Raw genomic sequence first — 22560 nt, 5'->3', positions numbered from 1 at the left:
GCCTTTGAAGCTTACTGCGCTTATAAAGATTCTAACATTTGTTCGTTTGATGACTCTGGGGGCACTAAGGGCCATACATTTTCCATTGCATCAATTTTGACATGCAGCAAATAAGGCCCCGGATGCGCTAACATTTCCTTAAACGCAGCTTCGACTTGCACTTGCTCATGAATACAACGCGATTTAATACCAAAGGCTGAAGCCAATACCGTAAACTCCGGATTATCACTTAAGTCCGTTTCGCTGTAACGCTGTTGAAAAAATAATTGTTGCCATTGACGCACCATGCCCAACCGAGCATTGTCAATTAACACCACTTTGACCGGTAGTTGATAACGCTTTAAAGTCGCTAACTCCTGCACATTCATCATAAAGGAGCCATCACCACAAACCGCCACAACAGCATCTTGATGTCGAGCAACTTGTGCCCCTATTGCCGATGGTAAACCAAACCCCATGGCACCCTGACCACCACTGGTTAAAAAATTTTGCGGTTGTTCAAAGCTCATATGTTGCGCCACCCACATTTGGTGCTGACCCACATCGGTTGTAACCACCGAGTTTGTTGGTAACAAAGTACTTAACTGCGCCAGTAAAGCCGGCGCAAAAATTCCCGTACCAGGATGTTGATAACACCATTTATATTGGGCTTTCAGTTGTTGGCAGTGTTGTTGCCAAGCCGTTATCTTAAGCGGACACACGAGTTTTTCTAAAAATACTGGCAAATTGGCCAGCACAGCAACATCTGCGGGGCGTCGTTTGTCGATTTCAGCGGCGTCAATATCAACATGAATAACTTTGGCATCAGGCGCAAACTCGTCCAGTTTTCCGGTCACCCGGTCATCAAAACGAGCACCAATTACCAATAATAAATCGCATTGTTGAACAGCAAGGTTTGCCGCCTTGGTACCGTGCATCCCTAACATGCCTAGGTACAAGGGATCGTTGGGCGCGACAGCACCAAGCCCTTTCAACGTTGAGACACTAGGAACTTGGCATTGCCCTAAAAAGGCTCTTAATTGAGTAACACCATTGGCCATACCAACACCACCGCCAACGTAGACCACAGGTTTTTGCGCTGATTGCAACAGAGATTTCGCTTGTGCTAACGACTTTGAATCGATTTGCTGATGGGTGCCATGATCTGATTGGCCACTCATAACAAACTGACAGGGGGCAAGCTGAATATCTTTGGGGATATCAATCAGCACAGGCCCCATGCGCCCAGATTGGGCAATGACAAACGCTTGTTCAATAATGTCGGCTAACTCATCAGCGCTTCGCACTTGAATACAGTGCTTAGTAACGGCCAAAGATAATCCAATGATATCCACCTCTTGAAATGCGTCTGAGCCCATTGCTTGAGTCGATACTTGGCCAGTTATTGCAACAATGGGGACTGAATCACTCATTGCATCGGCAAGGGCGGTGATAAGGTTGGTTGCCCCAGGCCCGGATGTGGCTAAGCAAACCCCAACGGTTTTATGGGCTCTGGCATAGCCAATCGCTGAAAACCCAGCGCCTTGTTCATGTCGGCATAAATAATGTTTAATGGCACTGTCATAAAGCGCATCATAAATGGGCATAATGGCACCACCTGGATAGCCAAACACATCGGTAACCCCCTGTTGTTGGAGTACATTTAAAACCAGCTGTGCACCATTCATCGCTCGCCCCTTAATTTAAATTTCCACCACTCGTTTTCTATGGCTGTAAAAAAAAACCCCCGGTTCTTGCGAAGCGGGGGGTTGTTAAGGAATGTATTTTACTCAACACCGAACCCGCCATGATCGGATAATCACAGCGACTAGAATTATAATCAGGGTTACAGCGTGTTGAGTTAATTTCACCGTTTATTACGTCTCTATTGGTTACGTCTGTTGTTACTAAGATTCCCGATGAGGCTTTCACAAGTGCATATCGAAAAATCCATAGGGGTCATATTTATTTACCCGTATAACATATTCTTAACATAGGATTGCCGATGTCTCAAGGCTTTTGTTGGATTAACCGCTATATAAAAGCAATAGATCTGGTAAAGCCCACCTGAATTTTTTGTTTTCACCCCTTCATTGGCTAGGTTAACGATTGTTCTCTACACTTAGTTTGGCTGAACTGGCGTTGCAAATGACGAGTTTTGACTCTTAGGCTATGCAGCATCGGTTCTATGTTTATGGACAAATACTTAATAAATGGATTTATTATGCCACTAGCGTATGTATATTCTCGTGCCCGTTTAGGTCTAGACTCCCCCTTAGTCACAATAGAGGTGCACCTTTCCAGAGGCTTACCCGGTTTTAACATTGTTGGCCTAGCTGAAACCTCGGTAAAAGAATCTAAAGATCGAGTCAGAAGCGCCTTGCTAAATTGTGGTTATGAATTTCCCAGTCGAAAAATTATTGTCAATCTTGCACCCGCCGATCTAAAAAAAGATGGTGGTCGTTTTGATTTGCCCATTGCCATAGGTATTTTAGCCGCTTCGAAGCAAATACCTTGTCAACAACTACAGAACTATGAATTTGCCGGCGAGCTGTCTTTATCCGGTGAATTACGCGCCTTTGTTGGTGAGATCCCGTTTGCATTAGCAACTCGCGATGCTGATCGTACTGCGGTATTTCCGAGTCAAAACGCGCAATATGGCAAATTAATCGAAGGGGTCAAGTTAATTGCTTTATCCCACTTAAAACATTTATTTGGCCACTTAAATGGTCAACAGGTGCTGCCATTTGAGCAACCTGATACGGTAAACGAGCCAAAGCAAGACTCTACGCTATTAAAAGATATGGCGGATGTAATTGGGCAACCGTTGGCTAAACGGGCCATAGAGCTGGCAGCTTGTGGGGGGCATAATCTTATTTTTGTTGGCCCACCTGGTACGGGAAAAACAATGCTGGCTTCTCGACTCGCGGGTATTTTACCGCCTTTAAACAATGAAGAAGCGCTAGAGACAGCTGCGATTAAATCCATTTGTGGACAAGACATATTCGAAGACAATTGGCTGCAGCGACCTTTTCGATCACCACATCACACCGCATCGGCAGTCGCCTTAGTGGGTGGGGGCAGTATGGCCAGCCCAGGTGAAATCTCTTTAGCCCATAATGGGGTTTTATTTCTAGATGAGTTACCCGAGTTCGATCGTAAAGTTTTAGACGTCTTAAGAGAGCCGATGGAGGCCGGTAACATTACGATTTCCAGAGCGTTACATAAAACAACTTACCCAGCTAGGTTTCAACTCGTTGCGGCAATGAATCCTTCACCAACCGGCTTTCATACCGATAAACGGTCAACGCCAGAGCAAGTATTACGCTACTTGAATAAATTATCAGGGCCTTTTTTAGATCGGATTGATATTCAAATTGAAGTCGCCAGACTGCCAAAAGGTGAATGGCAACAATCGCCAGAAAATAATGAAAGCTCCATACAAATCCAACAACGAGTGATCGAATGTAGGCACAGACAAATACAACGCCAGGGTAAACCCAATGCGCATTTATCGAGTCGAGAGTTAAAGCAACACTGTCAACTCAATGAAAAAGATACGACATTTTTAGACAATGCCGTCGAAAAATTGGGGTTATCGACACGAGCCCATCATAAAATTTTAAAAATTGCCCGTACCATAGCCGACTTAGAGCAGTGTAAAGACATTAAGCAACATCATTTATCTGAAGCGTTATCTTATCGAGCAATGGATCGGTTGATTAAATATTTGACTGCAAACTTACAACCTTATTAAGACTTTGATTATCGATTCGATCGCTTTAAACAAAATCTTTTTTGCCAGCTACGCTAAATACCAATTTAGTTGAATATTTTAGGTATTTCCGTTACTTATAATATGGCTTGGGTATTAATTAAGCGATATCGTGAATGAGTACGGCCAACAATCTAACACATAAAAACAAGAATAATGAGCAACAGCAATGGCAAAAAATAAGGGCATACAGGTCTTTGATTACATCATCGTGGGCGGCGGCAGTGCTGGCGGGGTACTCGCCTATCGTTTATCAGAAGACCCCAAAAACACTGTTTGTTTGATTGAAGCGGGGAGCAGTGAGAAATCATTGATGATTAGTATGCCTGGTGCTTTTGGTAGCCACATGTTTTGGCACAAATATAACTGGGCTTATAATAGCCAGCCCGGTTCAGCGACCGATCAACGCGGCCATTTTTGCCCAAGAGGTAAAGGACTTGGTGGCTCAAGCTCAATTAACGGGATGATTTATACTCGAGGTCATAGCAGTGATTATGATACTTGGGCTAAACAAGGAAACCCTGGTTGGGATTATAAATCACTGCTGGCCTACTTTAAAAAATCTGAAAACAATGGCCGTGGTGAAAGTGTCTTTCACGGCTGCGACGGCCCTTTGTTTGTTGAGGATAAAAAAAATCCGTCTTATTTAGTAGAGCGTTTGTTTAAACAGGCCACCTTAGAGGCAGGTTATCCACACAATATAGATTTTAATGACAATCAACTTGATGGTTTTGGAAGCTACCAGTTAACCATTCATAAAGGACAAAGAGCCGGCGTTGGTAAATGTTTTATTGAACCTGCGATGCATCGAGATAACGTCACTGTGATTAACAATGCCTTAGTTACTAAGTTGGTTTTACACAATAAAAAAGTCATCGGGGTATGTTATAAACAAAATGGCAAAGAACAACAGGTTAACGCTGCAAAGGAAGTCATTGTATCTGCCGGTACATTTAATTCTCCCCAACTACTGATGCTATCCGGTATCGGTTGTAAGCATCATTTAACCGAGTTAGGGCTTAATGTTGTTCATCATTTACCAGGCGTAGGCTGTAATTTGCAAGAACACCCTGATATTCAAGTGGTGTACGAGAACCTAAAACAGGATGGCTTTAGTCTATCTGCAGTTGGCAAAAGGTTAACAGAAGTGGTTCAATACACCCTAAGTAAAACGGGCCCTATGGCAACCTCTATCGCCGCCGTTGGTGGCTACTTCAAGTCTTCCCCTGATGTTGCCCTAGCAGATATCCAATTACACTTCTTACCCATCCTCTTTGCAGATCATGGCCGTAATATTGAATATTTAATGGCACATGGGTTTTCTTGTCATCTGAATGTGGCTCGACCCAAAAGCCGAGGCCGAGTCCGTTTGCGCAGTCATAACCCAGAATCACCACCGTTAATTGAACTCAACTTATTAAGTGATGAAGATGATATAGACCGGTTAGTTAAAGCCATTAAAATCACCCGTAAGATCATCGATATGCCAGCCCTTGCTCAGCATAAAGGAAAGGAAGTGTTTCCAGGTACAGAATGTCAAACAGACACGCAATTAAAGCAAGCGATAAGAGAACGGGTTAGCCACATTTATCACCCAGTCGGGACCTGTAAGATGGGGCAAGATCAGATGGCCGTGGTAGATCACGAGTTAAAAGTCCATGGTATTGATAATTTACGCGTCGTTGACGCCTCGATAATGCCCACTTTAGTCAGTGCTAATACCAATGCTCCGACCATCATGATCGCCGAAAAAGCAGCCGATATGATTTTAAATCCTTAAGCTTTAACTTAAAGGAAAACTCTATCGGGATCTGATCTAAAAAAGGGGGGATTACAATAGAGCTATAACGCTTTAAGGCTTCAAGGATAAAAGGCTGCAAGGAGAGTGTTTTAACACGCACCGTCATCCCATCATGTTTTACGACTGCATGGATGCAGGAGGTAGAGCAACGCAGGAGCAGTTGCCGAGGATGGGACCTCCATCAGGTGCGAGGTGGTTGAATGTTTCAATCCCCAAAAAGTAAAAAAGCCCTTAGCGTTAGCTAAGGGCTTTCTTTAAATAGGAGCCTAGCGATAAGCCACATGGATGTGGTGAATATCGAAAATGCAGGGAGGCAATTTTCGATAACTACGTAGTAGGTCGAGCGGCACTTCACTGATTCTGAAATGCAAAAAAGGCTGCCCAGTGGACAGCCTTTCTTTAAATAGGAGCCTAGCGATGACCTACTCTCACATGGGAACTCCCACACTACCATCGGCGCTGTTGCGTTTCACTTCTGAGTTCGGCATGGGATCAGGTGGTTCCACAACGCTATTGTCGCTAGACAAAATTTGTTAAACAATTTGAAATCTAATATTAAACGCTACTCAATTCTTACTTAATGCGTGAAGTACATGGATGTACAAATGTCGATATGCTTCATGGATGAACGCATTATATCGACGATTTTTCATGTCAAACCTACAAAACCTCTTGGGTGTTGTATGGTTAAGCCTCACGGGCAATTAGTATCAGTTAGCTCAAGGCCTCGCAACCCTTACACACCTGACCTATCAACGTCGTAGTCTCCGACGACCCTTTAGGGGACTTAAAGTCCCAGTGAGAACTCATCTCAAAGCCTGCTTCCCGCTTAGATGCTTTCAGCGGTTATCAGTTCCGAACATAGCTACCGGGCAATGCCATTGGCATGACAACCCGAACACCAGCGGTTCGTCCACTCCGGTCCTCTCGTACTAGGAGCAGCCCTCTTCAATTCTCAAACGCCCACGGCAGATAGGGACCGAACTGTCTCACGACGTTCTAAACCCAGCTCGCGTACCACTTTAAATGGCGAACAGCCATACCCTTGGGACCGACTTCAGCCCCAGGATGTGATGAGCCGACATCGAGGTGCCAAACACCGCCGTCGATATGAACTCTTGGGCGGTATCAGCCTGTTATCCCCGGAGTACCTTTTATCCGTTGAGCGATGGCCCTTCCATACAGAACCACCGGATCACTATGACCTACTTTCGTACCTGCTCGACGTGTCTGTCTCGCAGTTAAGCTGGCTTATGCCATTGCACTAACCGTACGATGTCCGACCGTACTTAGCCAACCTTCGTGCTCCTCCGTTACTCTTTGGGAGGAGACCGCCCCAGTCAAACTACCCACCAGACAGTGTCCCCAATCTCGATAAGAGACCTAGGTTAGAACATCACGCATACAAGGGTGGTATTTCAAGATTGGCTCCACAACATCTGGCGACGTTGCTTCAAAGCCTCCCACCTATCCTACACATGTAGGAGCAATGTTCACTGTCAAGCTATAGTAAAGGTTCACGGGGTCTTTCCGTCTAGCCGCGGGTATACGGCATCTTAACCGCAAATTCAATTTCACTGAGTCTCGGGTGGAGACAGTGTGGCCATGATTACGCCATTCGTGCAGGTCGGAACTTACCCGACAAGGAATTTCGCTACCTTAGGACCGTTATAGTTACGGCCGCCGTTTACCGGGGCTTCGATCATGAGCTTCGCTTGCGCTAACCCAATCAATTAACCTTCCGGCACCGGGCAGGCGTCACACCGTATACGTCATCTTTCGATTTTGCACAGTGCTGTGTTTTTAATAAACAGTTCCAGCCACCTGGTTACTTCGACTGACCTCAGCTTAAGGAGCAAGTCCCATCACCAAAGTCAGCGTACCTTCTCCCGAAGTTACGGTACTATTTTGCCTAGTTCCTTCACCCGAGTTCTCTCAAGCGCCTTAGTATTCTCTACCTAACCACCTGTGTCGGTTTGGGGTACGGTTCCTTATAATCTGATGCTTAGAAGCTTTTCCTGGAAGTAGGGCATCAACAACTTCAATTCCGTAGAATCTCGTCTCGTATCTCAGCCTTAAGAAGAACCGGATTTACCTAATTCTTCAGCCTACATACTTTCACATGGACAACCAACGCCATGCTTGCCTAGCCTGCTCCGTCCCTCCTTCGCAATTATAAGAAGTACAGAAATATTAATCTGTTTCCCATCGACTACGCGTTTCCGCCTCGCCTTAGGGGCCGACTTACCCTGCCCTGATTAACATGGGACAGGAAACCTTGGTCTTTCGGCGGGGGAGTTTTTCACTCCCCTTATCGTTACTCATGTCAGCATTCGCACTTCTGATACCTCCAGCATGCTTTACAACACACCTTCAACGGCTTACAGAACGCTCCCCTACCACTTGAACCTAAGTTCAAATCCGCAGCTTCGGTGCATAGTTTAGCCCCGTTACATCTTCCGCGCAGACCGACTCGACTAGTGAGCTATTACGCTTTCTTTAAAGGGTGGCTGCTTCTAAGCCAACCTCCTAGCTGTCTATGCCTTTCCACATCGTTTCCCACTTAACTATGACTTTGGGACCTTAGCTGGCGGTCTGGGTTGTTTCCCTTTCCACAACGGACGTTAGCACCCGCAGTGTGTCTCCCGGATAGTACTCATTGGTATTCGGAGTTTGCAAAGGGTTGGTAAGTCGGGATGACCCCCTAGCCTTAACAGTGCTCTACCCCCAATGGTATTCGTCCGAGGCTCTACCTAAATAGATTTCGGGGAGAACCAGCTATCTCCCGGCTTGATTAGCCTTTCACTCCGACCCACAGGTCATCACCGCATTTTTCAACATACGTGTGTTCGGTCCTCCAGTTGATGTTACTCAACCTTCAACCTGCCCATGGGTAGATCGCCGGGTTTCGGGTCTATGCCCTGCAACTAAACGCGCAGTTAACACTCGCTTTCGCTACGGCTCCCCTATTCGGTTAACCTTGCTACAGAACATAAGTCGCTGACCCATTATACAAAAGGTACGCAGTCACCTAACAAGTAGGCTTCCACTGCTTGTACGTATGCGGTTTCAGGTTCTATTTCACTCCCCTCACAGGGGTTCTTTTCGCCTTTCCCTCACGGTACTGGTTCACTATCGGTCAGTTAGGAGTATTTAGCCTTGGAGGATGGTCCCCCCATATTCAGTCAAGATTTCTCGTGTCCCGACCTACTCGATTTCACGGTAAGTTTATTTTCGTGTACGGGGCTATCACCCTGTATCGCTGCCCTTTCCAGAGCATTCCACTAATTTACAAACCGCTTAAGGGCTAATTCCCGTTCGCTCGCCGCTACTAAGGAAATCTCGGTTGATTTCTTTTCCTCGGGGTACTTAGATGTTTCAGTTCTCCCGGTTCGCCTCATTAAGCTATGTATTCACTTAATGATACCTGCCTTACGACAAGTGGGTTTCCCCATTCGGACATCTGTGCCTATAACGCCTTTTATCGGCTTAACACAGCTTTTCGCAGATTAACACGTCCTTCATCGCCTCTAACTGCCAAGGCATCCACCACATACGCTTAGTCACTTAACCATACAACCCCAAACGGTCTTGCTCGTTACTAGTCGTTTCTACGGCATTGTCTTCTGTCTTCTCTCGATTACATAACACGTTATGCGCATTTCGAGAAAACATTGACGGCTTTGTAGAAGCGCCTAATTCCGTCGCAATACAGCCAATTAACTGACCGTATTTGCTTGGACTGTTCGGTGACTAAACCGAACTAATTGTATCGCCTGACATTTTCACGCATTCAATAAGAATGTCTTGAGTATAAAAAATCAATAATCAAAGATTATTAATTAGTTTGAAAACACTAGGAATGTGTTTTCGTTTTGGTGCTTATATCATTTGATAACATCGTGCGACACGTTGTTATCGATACAAACACCGGGTTTAATATCAGCTTTCCAAATTGTTAAAGAGTACATTTATGCGCACATTCGGCATAAAGTTGGTAAAAAACCAAATTTAAATCATCATCTTGATGCCTTAAATTTGGCTTTTCGTCCTTTTCGACACTTCTATCTTTTTAGATATTTAACAATGCATTTTAATGCGACGTTTAGTGTGCTAAACGAGCATTGAAATAACACAGTTAAAATTCTAAAGTGGTAGGTCTGAGTAGACTTGAACTACCGACCTCACCCTTATCAGGGGTGCGCTCTAACCAGCTGAGCTACAGACCTACTGTATAGAATTCAGAAATGGTGGAGCTAAGCAGGATCGAACTGCTGACCTCCTGCGTGCAAGGCAGGCGCTCTCCCAGCTGAGCTATAGCCCCACTTCTGAGTATGTCTTTATCTTTCGTTATCAGTGCAATTTGTGTGAACACTCGCAGTACTTTCGTACTCATTAAGTTGTCTACTTAAGGTAAGGAGGTGATCCAACCCCAGGTTCCCCTAGGGTTACCTTGTTACGACTTCACCCCAGTCATGAATCACAAAGTGGTAACCGTCCTCCCGAAGGTTAAACTAGCTACTTCTTTTGCAACCCACTCCCATGGTGTGACGGGCGGTGTGTACAAGGCCCGGGAACGTATTCACCGCGGCATTCTGATCCACGATTACTAGCGATTCCGACTTCATGGAGTCGAGTTGCAGACTCCAATCCGGACTACGACAGACTTTATGGGATTCGCTCCACCTCGCGGTCTTGCTGCCCTTTGTATCTGCCATTGTAGCACGTGTGTAGCCCATCCCGTAAGGGCCATGATGACTTGACGTCGTCCCCACCTTCCTCCGGTTTATCACCGGCAGTCTCCTTAAAGTTCCCACCCGAAGTGCTGGCAAATAAGGATAAGGGTTGCGCTCGTTGCGGGACTTAACCCAACATTTCACAACACGAGCTGACGACAGCCATGCAGCACCTGTCTCAGAGCTCCCGAAGGCACGAAGCTATCTCTAGCGACTTCTCTGGATGTCAAGGGATGGTAAGGTTCTTCGCGTTGCATCGAATTAAACCACATGCTCCACCGCTTGTGCGGGCCCCCGTCAATTCATTTGAGTTTTAACCTTGCGGCCGTACTCCCCAGGCGGTCAACTTATCGCGTTAGCTGCGCTACCCACGTCTTAAAGACACAAACAGCTAGTTGACATCGTTTACGGCGTGGACTACCAGGGTATCTAATCCTGTTTGCTCCCCACGCTTTCGTGCCTCAGCGTCAGTATTTGTCCAGGTGGCCGCCTTCGCCACTGATGTTCCTTCCAATCTCTACGCATTTCACCGCTACACTGGAAATTCCACCACCCTCTACAATACTCTAGACAGCCAGTTCGAAATGCAGTTCCAAGGTTGAGCCCTGGGCTTTCACATCTCGCTTAACAATCCGCCTACGCACGCTTTACGCCCAGTAATTCCGATTAACGCTCGCACCCTCCGTATTACCGCGGCTGCTGGCACGGAGTTAGCCGGTGCTTCTTCTGCGAGTAACGTCACAGCTAGCAGATATTAGCTACTAACCTTTCCTCCTCGCTGAAAGTGCTTTACAACCCGAAGGCCTTCTTCACACACGCGGCATGGCTGCATCAGGGTTTCCCCCATTGTGCAATATTCCCCACTGCTGCCTCCCGTAGGAGTCTGGGCCGTGTCTCAGTCCCAGTGTGGCTGATCATCCTCTCAAACCAGCTAGAGATCGTCGCCATGGTAGGCCTTTACCCCACCATCTAGCTAATCTCACTTGGGCTAATCTAAAGGCGAAAGGTCCGAAGATCCCCTCCTTTGGTCCGTAGACATTATGCGGTATTAGCAGTCGTTTCCAACTGTTGTCCCCCACCTCAAGGCATATTCCCAAGCATTACTCACCCGTCCGCCGCTCGTCATCTTCTAGCAAGCTAGAAATGTTACCGCTCGACTTGCATGTGTTAAGCCTGCCGCCAGCGTTCAATCTGAGCCATGATCAAACTCTTCAATTAAAAAGTTGTTTTTTGATTCCGAAGAATCGACTCAATGAATTTGCTGGTTGTTTTCACTTTAAAAGTAAAAACAAACTTTACATAAAACATATGTATATATTTTGTGTGTCATCATCATTAAGTTAATGTGCTACCGGTATAAATACTTAGTAGCTTTGTAAATCAATCTTAATGTGAGTGCCCACACAAATTGCATGATAACTAATTGTTAAAGAACGTTTTTAAACGTACAAGGCAATCTCATTCGCTGCCTTGCTGTGCTCTGGGCCTTACCCGAAGCAGGATGCGCATTTTACGACACCCGGTTTTAATGTCAACCTTTTTTTGAAATTTATTTACTTTAAAACTTCATCTTTAGATTGTTCGTTTAAGCCGACAAATGCGATCCAAACGTATTAAAACAACTTCTCGGCCAGTGCCGTTGAAGTGGATGCGCATTTTAGGGATTTTAACGTCGTCGTCAAGGGCTATTTTCAAAAAACATTGAAAACCCGAACTGTTCGCACAAAAAACAAGCAACCTGCAGTATAATTCGTCTCTAGGGCATTATTTTTGCTATAGGTGCTTCTTTTACCACCTCACTTTTACGGCACTTGGTTAAAAAAAAGGGGTTGGAAAAAATCTTTATAATGGATACACAATGGTCGTTTTTTTGGTTTTTGCTTATTATTTTCTAAAGATTTGGTATGGTTAACCTACCTATCCCGTATTTTAAGGCATTTATGAGTAATAAACTAAGACCATATAAACAGTGTAAACCGCAAATTAAAGATCAGGTTTATGTTGATCCTAGTGCCGTACTTATTGGTGAAATCAATGTTGATGACGATGTGAGTTTTTGGCCACTGGTTGTGGTACGTGCGGATGTTAACAAAATAACTATTGGGGCTCGTACCAACGTCCAAGATGGTAGCGTGCTGCATGTAACCCGAAAATCAGCAAACTTCCCCGAAGGTTTTCCCTTATCGATTGGTAGCGATGTCACCATTGGTCACAAAGTTATGCTACATGGATGTACTTTAAAAAACCGTATCTTGGTTGGCATGGGCGCCATCGTTATGGATGGCGCTATTGTTGAAAATGATGTCATTATTGGTGCGGGTTCTTTGGTGCCACCAAATAAAACCTTAGAGTCAGGTTATTTATACGTCGGTAACCCAGCACAAAAAAGACGAAAGCTAACAGAAGACGAGCTCGCATTCTTGCCAAAGACCGCCGCTAACTATGTAGAGCTTAAAAACGATTATTTAGCGATGTCTAAATGAGATCATAAATAAATCACATTGTGTTCATCTGGCTCGTTATCTTCGAGCCAGTCTTCCACTTGCTCTTCCCAGTGAAACTTTAATGATTCATTAATCTCGTCTTCATTGCCTTTAATATATATTGTTAAGAGTTGACCATTTAGCATGCCGGTAAATTTCCAAGCCTGCATTTGATGATTATATTCGTAGTCTTCATTAAACAAAATCGCCTGATTCATACCCTTCTCTTTTGCCCTTATATTGTTTGTCGTAAAATTTGTCGAATCTTTTGGGTATCTGGATAAACCCCTCGCCAGATTGAAAAGCTCACCGCCGCCTGCTCAACCAACATCCCTAAACCGTCAATACATTGCTTTGCTCCGCATGCTTTAGCCCATGTAAGAAAACGAGTCGGTTGTTTCGCATAAACCATGTCGTAACAAGTGGTCTGATTGAAAATCGACGGGTCTACCGCGGGTAGTTGAGCAGATAAACTTGCCGATGTCGCATTAATAATGACATCAAACGATAAGTTTGCAACATCCGTAAAATCTGCGGATTCGAACTTAGGGTGATTAAACTTAGTCACAATATCCTGAGCTTTTGAGACGGTTCTATTGGCTATCACAAGCTTTTGCAAACCTTGTGCAAGTAAGGGTTCAACGACACCTTTGGCAGCGCCGCCAGCACCAAGAATCAATACTCGTGATTTTGCTAAGGTGACATTATGCCACTTAAGATCATTCACTAAGCCAACACCATCGGTATTGTCTCCTTGTATTATTCCTTGATCAAACGACAAGGTATTAACAGCGCCAGCTAACTGAGCCTGCTCACTTAACTTATCACACAACAGCATAGCGTCTTCTTTAAATGGTGCCGTAACATTTGCTCCCATTCCGCCTTGATGAATAAATTCGGTGATAGCTTGCTTGAACTGGCCTAGTTCAACGTATTGTTTTTGATACGTTAATTCTTGCTTGGTTTGTTTGGCAAACTGTGTGTGGATTACAGGTGATAATGATTGTGTGATCGGATTACCAAATACTTTGTACGTGTCCATATAGCAACCTAATAAGACTTTTTCTTAGAGTAACCAATTTTTTTCGGCTTTAACATAGCAACAATGACTAAAATCTAAATCCCCCTCAGAGGGAACCCCGCCACGGTTGCTTACGTTAACTTTGTTGTTTAAACAAAAAAACCAGGCAAAAACCTGGTTTTTATAACAAGATAGAGCTGTGATCTGCTTTAAAAAGTGTAGCCAAGCATGAGCGAGTACACCATAGGATCTACACCAATGTTGGCCGAACCCTTGATTTCATTACCGATCTTAAATGTCGCATCTGTATCTATGTCGATATAACGTGCGGACGCATTCAGATGCCATTTATCGTCAATAATATAATCTAACCCTAGCTGAGCTGACAATCCCCAAGAACTATCAACAGATAAGTCATTAAAGCCAAGCGTTTTTGCCCCCGAGGTAAATCCATCTTTAAAAAAGATGGTATAGTTGATACCTACCCCAACATAAGGTTTAAAGTTACCATCGGTATTAAAATAATATAGCGCACTTAATGTTGGTGGTAAGTGATCTACTTCACCCAGTTTTGCACCATCAATATCAAGGGTAGCGCGAGAAAAGACGCCGGGTGCGATACCTTCTGGATCGTGGATGGTCACATCGTGAGTAAATGGCGTTGCCGCCAAAAGTTCGACGGCCCAATTAGCGTCGTAAAAATAGACCAGATTTAACCCCAACTGACTATTAGCTTCAACTGACACCGACAATGCTGTAGGGCCACCAAGCGCAGGAACATTGACTCCTGCTTTATCGTTATCAGGTTCAACCAAAGTCACCCCGCCCCGAACTACGTAATCACCCGCTTGGTGTCCAGCAGCATACACTGTTGGACCGGCAAGTAATGTAACTAATGCAACACCTAAAATTTGTTTTTTCATGGTAAATGCCTTCTTACTGTAATTTGTCTTAAGTGTAATATATTGTTCAAAAAATGAGACATAGTGTGCTGATATAAAACAAATTAGTTGGTTCGTAGCATTGTTTTGAGGTGCTGTGCGCGCTATAGCGGTAGGCGCGAACAGGTAAAAACCTGCCCACGTATAAGGCTAACAAGTTGAGAGTGGTTTAGCGGTTTAACCAGTTTTGAGGTTTTAGGTATTCCTGATAAAGAATGGCCTCCGCTGAATCAGGCTCTGGTTGGTAATTATATTCCCACCTTGCTAATGGTGGCATTGACATTAATATCGACTCGGTTCGACCGCCAGATTGCAATCCAAAAAGTGTGCCTCTATCAAACACCAAATTAAACTCAACATAACGTCCACGTCGGTATAATTGAAACTGACGCTGAGCTTTCGTGAAAGGCGTGTCTTTGCGTTTGTCCATAATAGGCACATAGGCTTTTAAGTAGCCTTCGCCCACCGCTTTAATGTAATTAAAGCAAGTCTCAAAATCCCATTGGTTTAAATCGTCAAAAAACAAACCGCCGACACCACGGGTTTCATCTCGATGTTTTAGGTAAAAATATTGATCACACCACTTTTTGTGTTCATCATATACCCGTTCGCCAAATGGCGCACATAAATCGGCTGCGGTTTGATGCCAATGAATGACATCGTCTTTAAAAGGATAAAATGGGGTTAAATCAAACCCGCCCCCAAACCACCACACTGGTTCTTCACCATCTTTTTCGGCAATAAAGAAGCGCACATTCGCGTGCGATGTCGGGATAAAAGGGTTTTTAGGGTGAATTACTAAAGATACCCCACACGCTTGCCATGTTCTGCCCGCAAGCTCGGGTCGGTGAGCGGTGGCAGATGGTGGTAATTTATCACCACTGACTAAAGAAAAATTAACCCCGCCTTGCTCAATAACCAAACCGTCAGTAAGGACTCGGGTACGGCCACCACCACCCTCTTCTCGTTTCCAATTATCTTCGACAAACCGCCCTTGACCATCAGCCTGCTCTAATCCTTGACAAATTTTATCCTGTAATGACTTTAAATAGTCAATTACTTGCTCTATGTTTACCTGGCTCATGTCCTAAATACGTCTCCGGTTAATGCATCGATAATAGTAGAGGGTTTATCAAACCCCATCGTTTGACCTTTGATCACAAAGTCAACTTGGGTTCCCAACGCCTGTTCTGCTTGCTGCCATGTTAGCGCCGGAGGGTGACCGGTTAAATTACAACTGGTTGACACAATCGGTTTATTCGTTTGCTCGCATAAAGCAACCACGTCGGCTTGGCTGGTAACCCGAACAGCAATGGTATCAAATTGGCCAGATAAGTGACGACTAATACCCTCTTTTGCTGGCATAACTTGAGTGATCCCATTGGGCCAACGTGATTTTATCGTGGTTAATTGCTCAGCAGAGAGCTTGCTTACATCGATGTAGGGAATGAGTTGCTCAAACTTACCCGCCAGCAAAATCAACCCTTTGTCTATTGGTCTTTGCTTTACGGCCAGTAATGCATCAATGGCCTTGGTGTTATCAGGGTCGCAACCTAAACCGAACACGGCCTCCGTTGGGTAAGCGATAATAGCGCCTGCTTGAAACGCTTCAAATGCGGTCGAATAAGAATGTTTGTTCATTGTTTTTATGGCTGTTTTTAGCATCAATAAAGTGCGCTCATTATAGCCACTTTGGTAGGCAACCGCATCATTGAACGAAAAATTTGTTGAATGTAAACAGCCCCCCAAATGCCAAAGGTGCTCATTTACCCAAGGCTTAAACCCATTTTATTGCTCCCTATTACCTCCTATTGGTAAGGTTTTTTCAGTTTCTTAGACCTGCATCTACAAAATAGATAAAAACGGCTACAAAGTTGTGACAAAGTTTGGGGATTTAAGTAAACAAGGTTATAATGCGCGCTTTCTTTTTTCGGGTTTAGGTGACTATACCAAGCGCGTTTTTAACAATAAAAGGGTAGAACGACATGACAGTGGGAATCATCATGGGGTCAAAATCAGATTGGCCAACGATGAAGCATGCAACGGACATGCTGGATTTACTTAAGGTTCCGTACGAGACCAAAGTAGTATCAGCTCATAGAACACCTCACTTACTGGCTGAATATGCTGAAAATGCGAAAGATCGTGGCATTAAAGTCATTATTGCTGGGGCCGGTGGCGCCGCGCATCTACCAGGTATGGCTGCAGCTTTTACCAGTTTACCTGTACTCGGCGTTCCTGTGCAGTCCAAAGCTCTAAGTGGTCAAGACTCGCTTTTATCTATAGTACAAATGCCTAAAGGTATTGCCGTAGGTACATTAGCCATTGGCACCGCAGGTGCTGCTAACGCAGGTTTATTGGCTGCGCAAATACTCGGTACTCATGACACCAGTATAATGGCTAACATTGAAGAATTTCGTCGCCAACAAACCCAAACAATTTTGGATAACCCAAATCCCGCAGAATAATAGGTCAGTATGAACAAGATTTTGGTATTAGGTGCTGGTCAGTTAGCACGAATGATGGATTTAGCCGGAACACCGCTGAATCTACAAACCAAAGCTTATGATGTCCGATCGAGTCAGGTTGTACATCCATTAGCTAACGAGCTAACTTATGGTGACTTACACGCAGGTATAGCAGATTGTGATGTGATCACGGCAGAATTTGAACACATTCGTCATGATGTTTTAGCGGTTTGTGAAGCTTCAGGTAAGTTATTGCCAAGCAGTCAAGCGATTAAAATTGGTGGCGATCGAAGACTTGAAAAAGCCCTGTTGGAGTCGTGTCAGGTTGCCAATGCTAAGCACAGAATCATTACCAGCCGAGCAGACTTTGATGCTGCGATAGCCCAATTGCAATTACCCATTATCTTTAAAAGCGCACTTGAAGGTTATGATGGTAAAGGCCAATGGCGGTTAAAAGATATCAGCCAAGCTGATGATATTTGGCAGCAAATGGACAGCTTTGTGCAAGCGGCAAATTCTTCAGTACCCCAAGGTATTATTGCCGAGCAAATGGTGCCGTTTGATCGTGAAGTATCGATTGTTGGTGCCCGCAGTCGAAATGGTGAAATTGCGGTCTACCCTATTACTGAAAATCATCATACCAATGGCGTATTAAGTGTTAGTTTAGCCATGCCTGTAGCACAAGCCCTGCAACAACAAGCCTTTGAGGTGTTTAGTAAATTAACTAAAAAACTGGACTATGTCGGGGTTCTTGCCATTGAGTTTTTCCAAGTTGGTGACCAGCTATTGGTCAATGAAATTGCACCAAGGGTACACAACTCTGGCCATTGGACCCAACAAGGTTGCGACAGCAGCCAATTTGAAAATCATCTGCGCGCAATTACCGGTATGCCTCTGGGCAATACCGAACTAAATCGCCCTACCGCTATGATCAACATTCTTGGCGAAGACAGTGTACCTGAGTCTGTCTTAGCGATCCCAGGTGTCGCTTTGCATTGGTATAACAAAGAAAAACGCGCTGGTCGTAAAATGGGACATATCAATGTGTCGGGTAATAGTGAGCAAGAGTTGGCCGATAAGCTTTCTTTGCTCGCCACCATGTTAAGTCCTACCGCGTTTGAAGACTTATCTGCCTTTGCCAATATGTTACAAGCTCGAATTAACTAGGCATTTGACCATCATTAAGCAATAAAAAAGTCGACCTAAGTCGACTTTTTTTATGTTTAATTAAATCATGATTGCTTTTGAAAGTGAGCACATTTTTTATCGGCGCATTGGTCTTTCTCGCCAGCGGCCATTTGTCGTCGTAGCAATAGCGTAAAGCCACACTTTTCACATTGGCCAGCCACCGGCGGATGATTCACCACAAATTTACATTTAGGGTAATTGGTACAAGCAAAAAAGGTTTTACCAAAACGGTTGTGTTTTTCGACTAAATGCCCTGTTGCACATTTGGGACAACAGACATCTTCCAACGCTTGTGCTTCATCATGATCGATAAAGTGGCACTCAGGGAAGTTAGTACAACCAATAAACATACCGTATCGGCCCTGTTTGACCGCAAGTTCATTACCACAGTCAGGGCATTCGGTATTGGCTAATACTTGCCCTTCAAATTTTTCATGTTCAACTAGGGGACGAGAATAAGTGCAACTTGGGTAGTTAGCACAGCCAATAAACGCACCAGCTTTTGAATTTTTAATCTGTAGTTCACTGCCACAGTCAGGACAAATTCCATACTCTTTTTCTAATGCGTGTTCGTGTTGTTTGAATAACGGGTCGTTATTTTTGCTCATTCGGGCCTATACATGATATGTGATTGCGTTAACTGCTATTATCGCAAACCAGAGGCTAAACTTTAAGCAAAATTAACGTAGCAATATGTAACACGTGCAATCCGTTAATGCAGTGGCCCTTCGCATTCATCAAAAATAAGATCTTCCATTTGGGAATAGGCGGTTTCTTTTCCTGGCACATTGAACAAAACCATCAAAATCACCCACTTTAAGTCATCAAGATAGAACTCTTTGGTATCTAGCTCCATGACTCGGTCAATAACCATTTCACGGGTGGTAAAATCCAGCACATTAATTTGTTCAAGGAACATCAAAAAGCCGCGGCATTGCACATCGAGTAAGGCCATTTCTTCTGGCGTATAAATACGCACAGAATTCCCCCCCTTGCGGGTTAAATAAGGGTATAAATCGGTGTTTTGAAGTGCCGCGAGTTTTTCTAACCAAGACAAAGCTTTATAAATTTCATCTTGGTGAAAGCCAGCGCGCGTAAGCTCATCAGTTAGGACGTCGTGATCGACCATAACCTCTGCTTCGCTGTGAATATAATTTTCAAACAGATACATCAGAATATCGAACATAGTAACCCCCTAAATATCAAAAAATCAGTTGTTTTTCTTGATAAAGCCACCTGGTACCGCAGCTACCAGCCCTTTTAGCTCAAGCGCCATTAACCGAGTCATAACTTGCTCTATTGGCAGTTTGCTTCGACTGACTACGGTATCTACGGACGTAGTCTCATAATCCACACTACTTAACAATGAATCGATGCACAAGTCTTGTTGTTGGGTTTTTATGCATTTTTTTTCGCTAGAGGCAATATCAGCAGGTCGTTGACCTATATCCAACTCATCAAAAATATCCTGCACCGTCTCGACTAACTTCGCCCCCTGCTTAAGTAAACTGTGACATCCCTTTGCTTGCGGGTTATTAATAGAGCCTGGCATGGCAAAAACTTCTCTATTTTGCTCAAGTGCAGCTTGTGCCGAAATCATTGAACCGCTGGCAAGTTGCGCTTCCACCACTAAGGTACCCAAACACAAACCGGTAATGATTCGGTTTCGTCTTGGAAAGCATCCTGGTAACGGTTTACTCCCTGGAGGAAACTCGCTCACAACCAACCCCTGATTTGCCAGAATGGCCTGCTCCAAGCTTGTATTTCTTTTGGGATAAGTAATATCAAGCCCTGTTGCAACGACCGCGATGGTATGCCCTTGTGCTTGTAAAGCGCCCTGATGGGCTGCTGAGTCTATGCCGATAGCCATACCTGAGGTAACCACCACATGTCGCTGTACGATGTCTCTAGCAAAACCTCGCGCACTGTTTAGGGCCGACATGGTGGCAGAACGCGAGCCAACAATGGCTATTTGAGGTTGTTGTAACAAGGCATGATTGCCTTTTGTAAACAGCACCAAAGGCGGATTAGGGATCTCTTTTAACGATGCAGGGTATCTGGCATCCGAAAAACTAATAATTAAATCGTTTCGTTTGACGCTGGTTTCAATAATCCAATCTATTCGACGCTTATTAGGTATACGGATGGCGTTAATTTGTTGATCAGATAAAGACAAAGATTTTAACACTGATGCCGGTAACTCAAACAACTGATCTAGCGAGAAGTGCTCAACAAGGGCAAGCTTTTGTGCGATAGCAAGTCTAGGAACAAACGATAAGGCTAGCCATAGAGGCCATTGGTTATGGGTGGAGGGCATTGACATCATTCTCATCCTTAAGAATTTTTATTACACTTATGCTTAAGTGTAGACGAGAATGATGCCTTTGAGCGGATTACAAGGTGGTGACTTTATCTTTAATGGAAATGGTATGATCGGTAGATAATACAATGGCAAAGCTCGTACGTTCTTGCACTTTAAACACCATAACTTTGCCAACATCTTCATACGGCATTTCAATACCGTTATTTTCACGCATAAAGTTGGTTAAACGATACCACCAAGACGCATCTTCTTTATAAGCAGGTCCCTTTGATGTCCCCACAATAGCCGGACTTTGGCGCTTAACCGAATAAATAGCACCAATATTAACCTGATCGGCACTGCCCTTGTTCAGCAATACGACTTCGTACTTGGTAAACTCTCGGGCGTTGTTATAAGAGCTAATAATACGGGCATCAAACTCGTCATCAGAGGCTACTTGCATAGCAAAGACCGACGGCAACAGTTGTTGTTCATTGACCGGTAACACAATATTACCCGCGCGTATTTCTCTGCGAGAGGTATCAAGATACATGGTCGCTGGCTCACTATTTTCAATATCGCCAGCTCGAATACTGGTCGCTGTACCAACTAAAATAGCATTATAACCAAGCTCATCGCCCGTTTGAGGATCGATAACTTCATCGCCTTTGGCGTAAATGGCATAGCGTTTGCCTGGGGTCAGGTTGCTATTTACGTATAACTTAGCGTCTTCAATGTTGGTTTTAAACGCTTCGTCTGCCCCTAAGATAATTGGCGCTTGATCAAAGACTTTTTCGCTTAAAATTTGCGAGTAATTTAAATAAGGAGCCAACCTATCTAGCGGCAACAAGGTAACCGGGTTTTCGTCTTTGAGGGTTTTGCGCTTTTGCGGGGTCCAAGTAATATTGGGTTTGCCTTTTACCAACATCGGCAGCCCATTTGCATCGTATACTAAACGCAATACATCACCAGGAAAAATAAGGTGCGGGTTGTCTATCTCCGGATTTAGTCGCCACAACTTAGGCCATAGCCATGGTTCGTTAAGAAAAATCTCGGAAATATCCCATAGGGTGTCGCCTTTTTGCACGATATACGTTTTAGGCGCATCCTGTTTTAGCCGTAACTCATCGGCATAAGCCAATAAGGTGGTAGAAAAACAAATTATGGTTATTAATATTCTTTTTATCATATTGTGCCAATCCATCTCTGGCGTTTTCATCCACATAATGACCTTAAAGTCACATCTAAGTCATAAAGCCCTATTATTAATAAACAATAGAAGCTAAAATTAAACATAACATTCAATTTTAATTATCGCTAATTGTTTTCTCAATATTATGACTATTTTAACTGTATTACGCTTTCCTGATGAGCGTTTAAGAACTGTCGCCAAGGAAGTTTCTGAAGTGACAGATGAAACCCGAAAAATCATCGACGACATGTTTGAAACCATGTACGCAGAAAATGGCGTTGGCCTAGCGGCAACGCAAGTCGATATTCACCAGCGCATTGTGGTGATGGATACCTCTGAAGATAAGTCGGACCCTATTGTCCTAATCAACCCTGAAATCACCGAAAAACGTGGTGATGTGGTGATTAATGAAGAAGGCTGTTTATCGGTACCTGGCTGTTACGCCAAAGTTGAACGTAGCCCTGAAGTTACCGTCAGCGCTTTAGACCGAGACGGTAGTCCATTTAGCCTTGATGCGAAAGAACTTATGGCCATTTGTATTCAACATGAACTGGATCACTTAAAAGGTGTACTGTTTGTCGATTACTTATCGCCTTTAAAACGCCAACGCATCAAAACCAAGCTTGAAAAAGAAGCCAAAGCTTTGGCCCGCGCCTAAGTTTAACCATCCAATT

At 44.2% G+C, this 22560-nt stretch carries 16 protein-coding genes, 2 tRNA genes and 3 rRNA genes; 6 read left to right on the top strand and 15 right to left on the bottom strand.

The features are described 5' to 3' along the window. Nucleotides 1–20: 20 nt before the first annotated feature. A complete protein-coding gene (gene ilvG, locus ACAY00_RS00200) occupies nucleotides 21–1667 on the bottom strand; it encodes an acetolactate synthase 2 catalytic subunit (protein ID WP_371375578.1) in 1647 nt (548 codons plus the stop codon). 536 nt (nucleotides 1668–2203) lie between these two features. On the opposite strand from ilvG, the gene ACAY00_RS00195 reads away from it, so the two are divergent. Together ACAY00_RS00195 and ACAY00_RS00190 are read left to right on the top strand one after the other, a co-directional pair. Continuing rightward, nucleotides 2204–3736: a YifB family Mg chelatase-like AAA ATPase gene (locus ACAY00_RS00195; protein WP_371375575.1), complete on the top strand. Its 1533-nt coding sequence runs from the start codon at nucleotides 2204–2206 to the stop codon at nucleotides 3734–3736. 187 nt (nucleotides 3737–3923) lie between these two features. Further along, nucleotides 3924–5534 (top strand): GMC family oxidoreductase, encoded by a 1611-nt coding sequence (locus ACAY00_RS00190; protein WP_371375572.1) that lies wholly within the window; start codon nucleotides 3924–3926, stop codon nucleotides 5532–5534. A gap of 430 nt (nucleotides 5535–5964) precedes the next feature. Here the strand turns inward: ACAY00_RS00190 and rrf are convergent. The 5 genes from rrf to ACAY00_RS00165 form a co-directional block, all read right to left on the bottom strand. After that, nucleotides 5965–6079, bottom strand: a 5S ribosomal RNA gene (gene rrf, locus ACAY00_RS00185). A 159-nt stretch (nucleotides 6080–6238) separates the two neighbouring features. Further along, nucleotides 6239–9128: ribosomal RNA gene (locus tag ACAY00_RS00180) — 23S ribosomal RNA — on the bottom strand. 579 nt (nucleotides 9129–9707) lie between these two features. After that, nucleotides 9708–9784 (bottom strand) — tRNA-Ile (locus tag ACAY00_RS00175). 19 nt (nucleotides 9785–9803) lie between these two features. Continuing rightward, nucleotides 9804–9879: transfer RNA gene (locus ACAY00_RS00170), tRNA-Ala, on the bottom strand. A gap of 90 nt (nucleotides 9880–9969) precedes the next feature. Further along, a 16S ribosomal RNA gene (locus ACAY00_RS00165) occupies nucleotides 9970–11509 on the bottom strand. Together the 16S, 23S and 5S rRNA genes with 2 tRNA genes alongside form the textbook arrangement of a ribosomal RNA operon. Nucleotides 11510–12231: 722 nt before the next feature. On the opposite strand from ACAY00_RS00165, the gene ACAY00_RS00160 reads away from it, so the two are divergent. Further along, nucleotides 12232–12774: a gamma carbonic anhydrase family protein gene (locus tag ACAY00_RS00160; protein WP_371375569.1), complete on the top strand. Its 543-nt coding sequence runs from the start codon at nucleotides 12232–12234 to the stop codon at nucleotides 12772–12774. 2 nt (nucleotides 12775–12776) lie between these two features. On the opposite strand, the gene ACAY00_RS00155 is transcribed toward ACAY00_RS00160, so the two are convergent. The 5 genes from ACAY00_RS00155 to ACAY00_RS00135 form a co-directional block, all read right to left on the bottom strand. Then, nucleotides 12777–12992, bottom strand: coding sequence for a hypothetical protein (locus tag ACAY00_RS00155; RefSeq protein WP_371375566.1), 216 nt, complete (start codon nucleotides 12990–12992; stop codon nucleotides 12777–12779). Between the two features lie 17 nt (nucleotides 12993–13009). Beyond that, nucleotides 13010–13816 (bottom strand): shikimate dehydrogenase, encoded by an 807-nt coding sequence (gene aroE, locus ACAY00_RS00150; protein WP_371375563.1) that lies wholly within the window; start codon nucleotides 13814–13816, stop codon nucleotides 13010–13012. A gap of 188 nt (nucleotides 13817–14004) precedes the next feature. Beyond that, nucleotides 14005–14718, bottom strand: a complete 714-nt coding sequence (locus ACAY00_RS00145) for an OmpW/AlkL family protein (RefSeq protein ID WP_371375560.1) — start codon at nucleotides 14716–14718, stop codon at nucleotides 14005–14007. Between the two features lie 187 nt (nucleotides 14719–14905). After that, nucleotides 14906–15820, bottom strand: coding sequence for an oxygen-dependent coproporphyrinogen oxidase (gene hemF, locus ACAY00_RS00140; RefSeq protein ID WP_371375557.1), 915 nt, complete (start codon nucleotides 15818–15820; stop codon nucleotides 14906–14908). Beyond that, entirely contained in the window at nucleotides 15817–16377 is a 561-nt protein-coding gene (locus ACAY00_RS00135) for an L-threonylcarbamoyladenylate synthase (protein WP_371375555.1), read from the bottom strand. The genes hemF and ACAY00_RS00135 overlap by 4 nt, the downstream gene beginning before the upstream one ends. Nucleotides 16378–16721: 344 nt before the next feature. On the opposite strand from ACAY00_RS00135, the gene purE reads away from it, so the two are divergent. Continuing rightward, a complete protein-coding gene (gene purE / locus ACAY00_RS00130) occupies nucleotides 16722–17204 on the top strand; it encodes a 5-(carboxyamino)imidazole ribonucleotide mutase (protein ID WP_371375552.1) in 483 nt (160 codons plus the stop codon). A 9-nt stretch (nucleotides 17205–17213) separates the two neighbouring features. Beyond that, nucleotides 17214–18371, top strand: coding sequence for a 5-(carboxyamino)imidazole ribonucleotide synthase (locus tag ACAY00_RS00125; RefSeq protein ID WP_371375549.1), 1158 nt, complete (start codon nucleotides 17214–17216; stop codon nucleotides 18369–18371). A 65-nt stretch (nucleotides 18372–18436) separates the two neighbouring features. Here the strand turns inward: ACAY00_RS00125 and ACAY00_RS00120 are convergent, their stop codons facing one another. From ACAY00_RS00120 to ACAY00_RS00105, 4 genes are all read right to left on the bottom strand, one after another. Continuing rightward, a complete protein-coding gene (locus ACAY00_RS00120; RefSeq protein WP_371375547.1) occupies nucleotides 18437–19000 on the bottom strand; it encodes a topoisomerase DNA-binding C4 zinc finger domain-containing protein in 564 nt (187 codons plus the stop codon). 104 nt (nucleotides 19001–19104) lie between these two features. Next, a complete protein-coding gene (locus ACAY00_RS00115; protein WP_371375544.1) occupies nucleotides 19105–19578 on the bottom strand; it encodes a DUF494 family protein in 474 nt (157 codons plus the stop codon). 24 nt (nucleotides 19579–19602) lie between these two features. Beyond that, a complete protein-coding gene (gene dprA / locus ACAY00_RS00110) occupies nucleotides 19603–20718 on the bottom strand; it encodes a DNA-processing protein DprA (RefSeq protein ID WP_371375541.1) in 1116 nt (371 codons plus the stop codon). 67 nt (nucleotides 20719–20785) lie between these two features. Beyond that, nucleotides 20786–21883, bottom strand: coding sequence for a LysM peptidoglycan-binding domain-containing protein (locus ACAY00_RS00105; protein ID WP_371375538.1), 1098 nt, complete (start codon nucleotides 21881–21883; stop codon nucleotides 20786–20788). Nucleotides 21884–22031: 148 nt separating this feature from the next. Here ACAY00_RS00105 and def point away from each other — a divergent pair, with 148 nt between their 5' ends. Continuing rightward, nucleotides 22032–22544, top strand: a complete 513-nt coding sequence (def, locus tag ACAY00_RS00100) for a peptide deformylase (protein ID WP_371375534.1) — start codon at nucleotides 22032–22034, stop codon at nucleotides 22542–22544. The last annotated feature ends 16 nt before the right edge of the window (nucleotides 22545–22560 follow it).

This window comes from Thalassotalea sp. 273M-4 (assembly GCF_041410465.1).
In the GTDB taxonomy this organism is placed as follows: Bacteria; Pseudomonadota; Gammaproteobacteria; order Enterobacterales; family Alteromonadaceae; genus Thalassotalea_A; species Thalassotalea_A aquiviva.
This window is presented reverse-complemented; position numbering and strand designations above follow the sequence as displayed.

Bases quoted from the DNA above. Each gene is read 5' to 3' on its own strand.
- ilvG (WP_371375578.1), bottom strand. From the start codon at position 1,667: ATGAATGGTGCACAGCTGGTTTTAAATGTACTCCAACAACAGGGGGTT.
- ACAY00_RS00195 (WP_371375575.1), top strand. From the start codon at position 2,204: ATGCCACTAGCGTATGTATATTCTCGTGCCCGTTTAGGTCTAGACTCC.
- ACAY00_RS00190 (WP_371375572.1), top strand. From the start codon at position 3,924: ATGGCAAAAAATAAGGGCATACAGGTCTTTGATTACATCATCGTGGGC.
- ACAY00_RS00160 (WP_371375569.1), top strand. From the start codon at position 12,232: ATGAGTAATAAACTAAGACCATATAAACAGTGTAAACCGCAAATTAAA.
- ACAY00_RS00155 (WP_371375566.1), bottom strand. From the start codon at position 12,992: ATGAATCAGGCGATTTTGTTTAATGAAGACTACGAATATAATCATCAA.
- aroE (WP_371375563.1), bottom strand. From the start codon at position 13,816: ATGGACACGTACAAAGTATTTGGTAATCCGATCACACAATCATTATCA.
- ACAY00_RS00145 (WP_371375560.1), bottom strand. From the start codon at position 14,718: ATGAAAAAACAAATTTTAGGTGTTGCATTAGTTACATTACTTGCCGGT.
- hemF (WP_371375557.1), bottom strand. From the start codon at position 15,820: ATGAGCCAGGTAAACATAGAGCAAGTAATTGACTATTTAAAGTCATTA.
- ACAY00_RS00135 (WP_371375555.1), bottom strand. From the start codon at position 16,377: ATGAACAAACATTCTTATTCGACCGCATTTGAAGCGTTTCAAGCAGGC.
- purE (WP_371375552.1), top strand. From the start codon at position 16,722: ATGACAGTGGGAATCATCATGGGGTCAAAATCAGATTGGCCAACGATG.
- ACAY00_RS00125 (WP_371375549.1), top strand. From the start codon at position 17,214: ATGAACAAGATTTTGGTATTAGGTGCTGGTCAGTTAGCACGAATGATG.
- ACAY00_RS00120 (WP_371375547.1), bottom strand. From the start codon at position 19,000: ATGAGCAAAAATAACGACCCGTTATTCAAACAACACGAACACGCATTA.
- ACAY00_RS00115 (WP_371375544.1), bottom strand. From the start codon at position 19,578: ATGTTCGATATTCTGATGTATCTGTTTGAAAATTATATTCACAGCGAA.
- dprA (WP_371375541.1), bottom strand. From the start codon at position 20,718: ATGATGTCAATGCCCTCCACCCATAACCAATGGCCTCTATGGCTAGCC.
- ACAY00_RS00105 (WP_371375538.1), bottom strand. From the start codon at position 21,883: ATGATAAAAAGAATATTAATAACCATAATTTGTTTTTCTACCACCTTA.
- def (WP_371375534.1), top strand. From the start codon at position 22,032: ATGACTATTTTAACTGTATTACGCTTTCCTGATGAGCGTTTAAGAACT.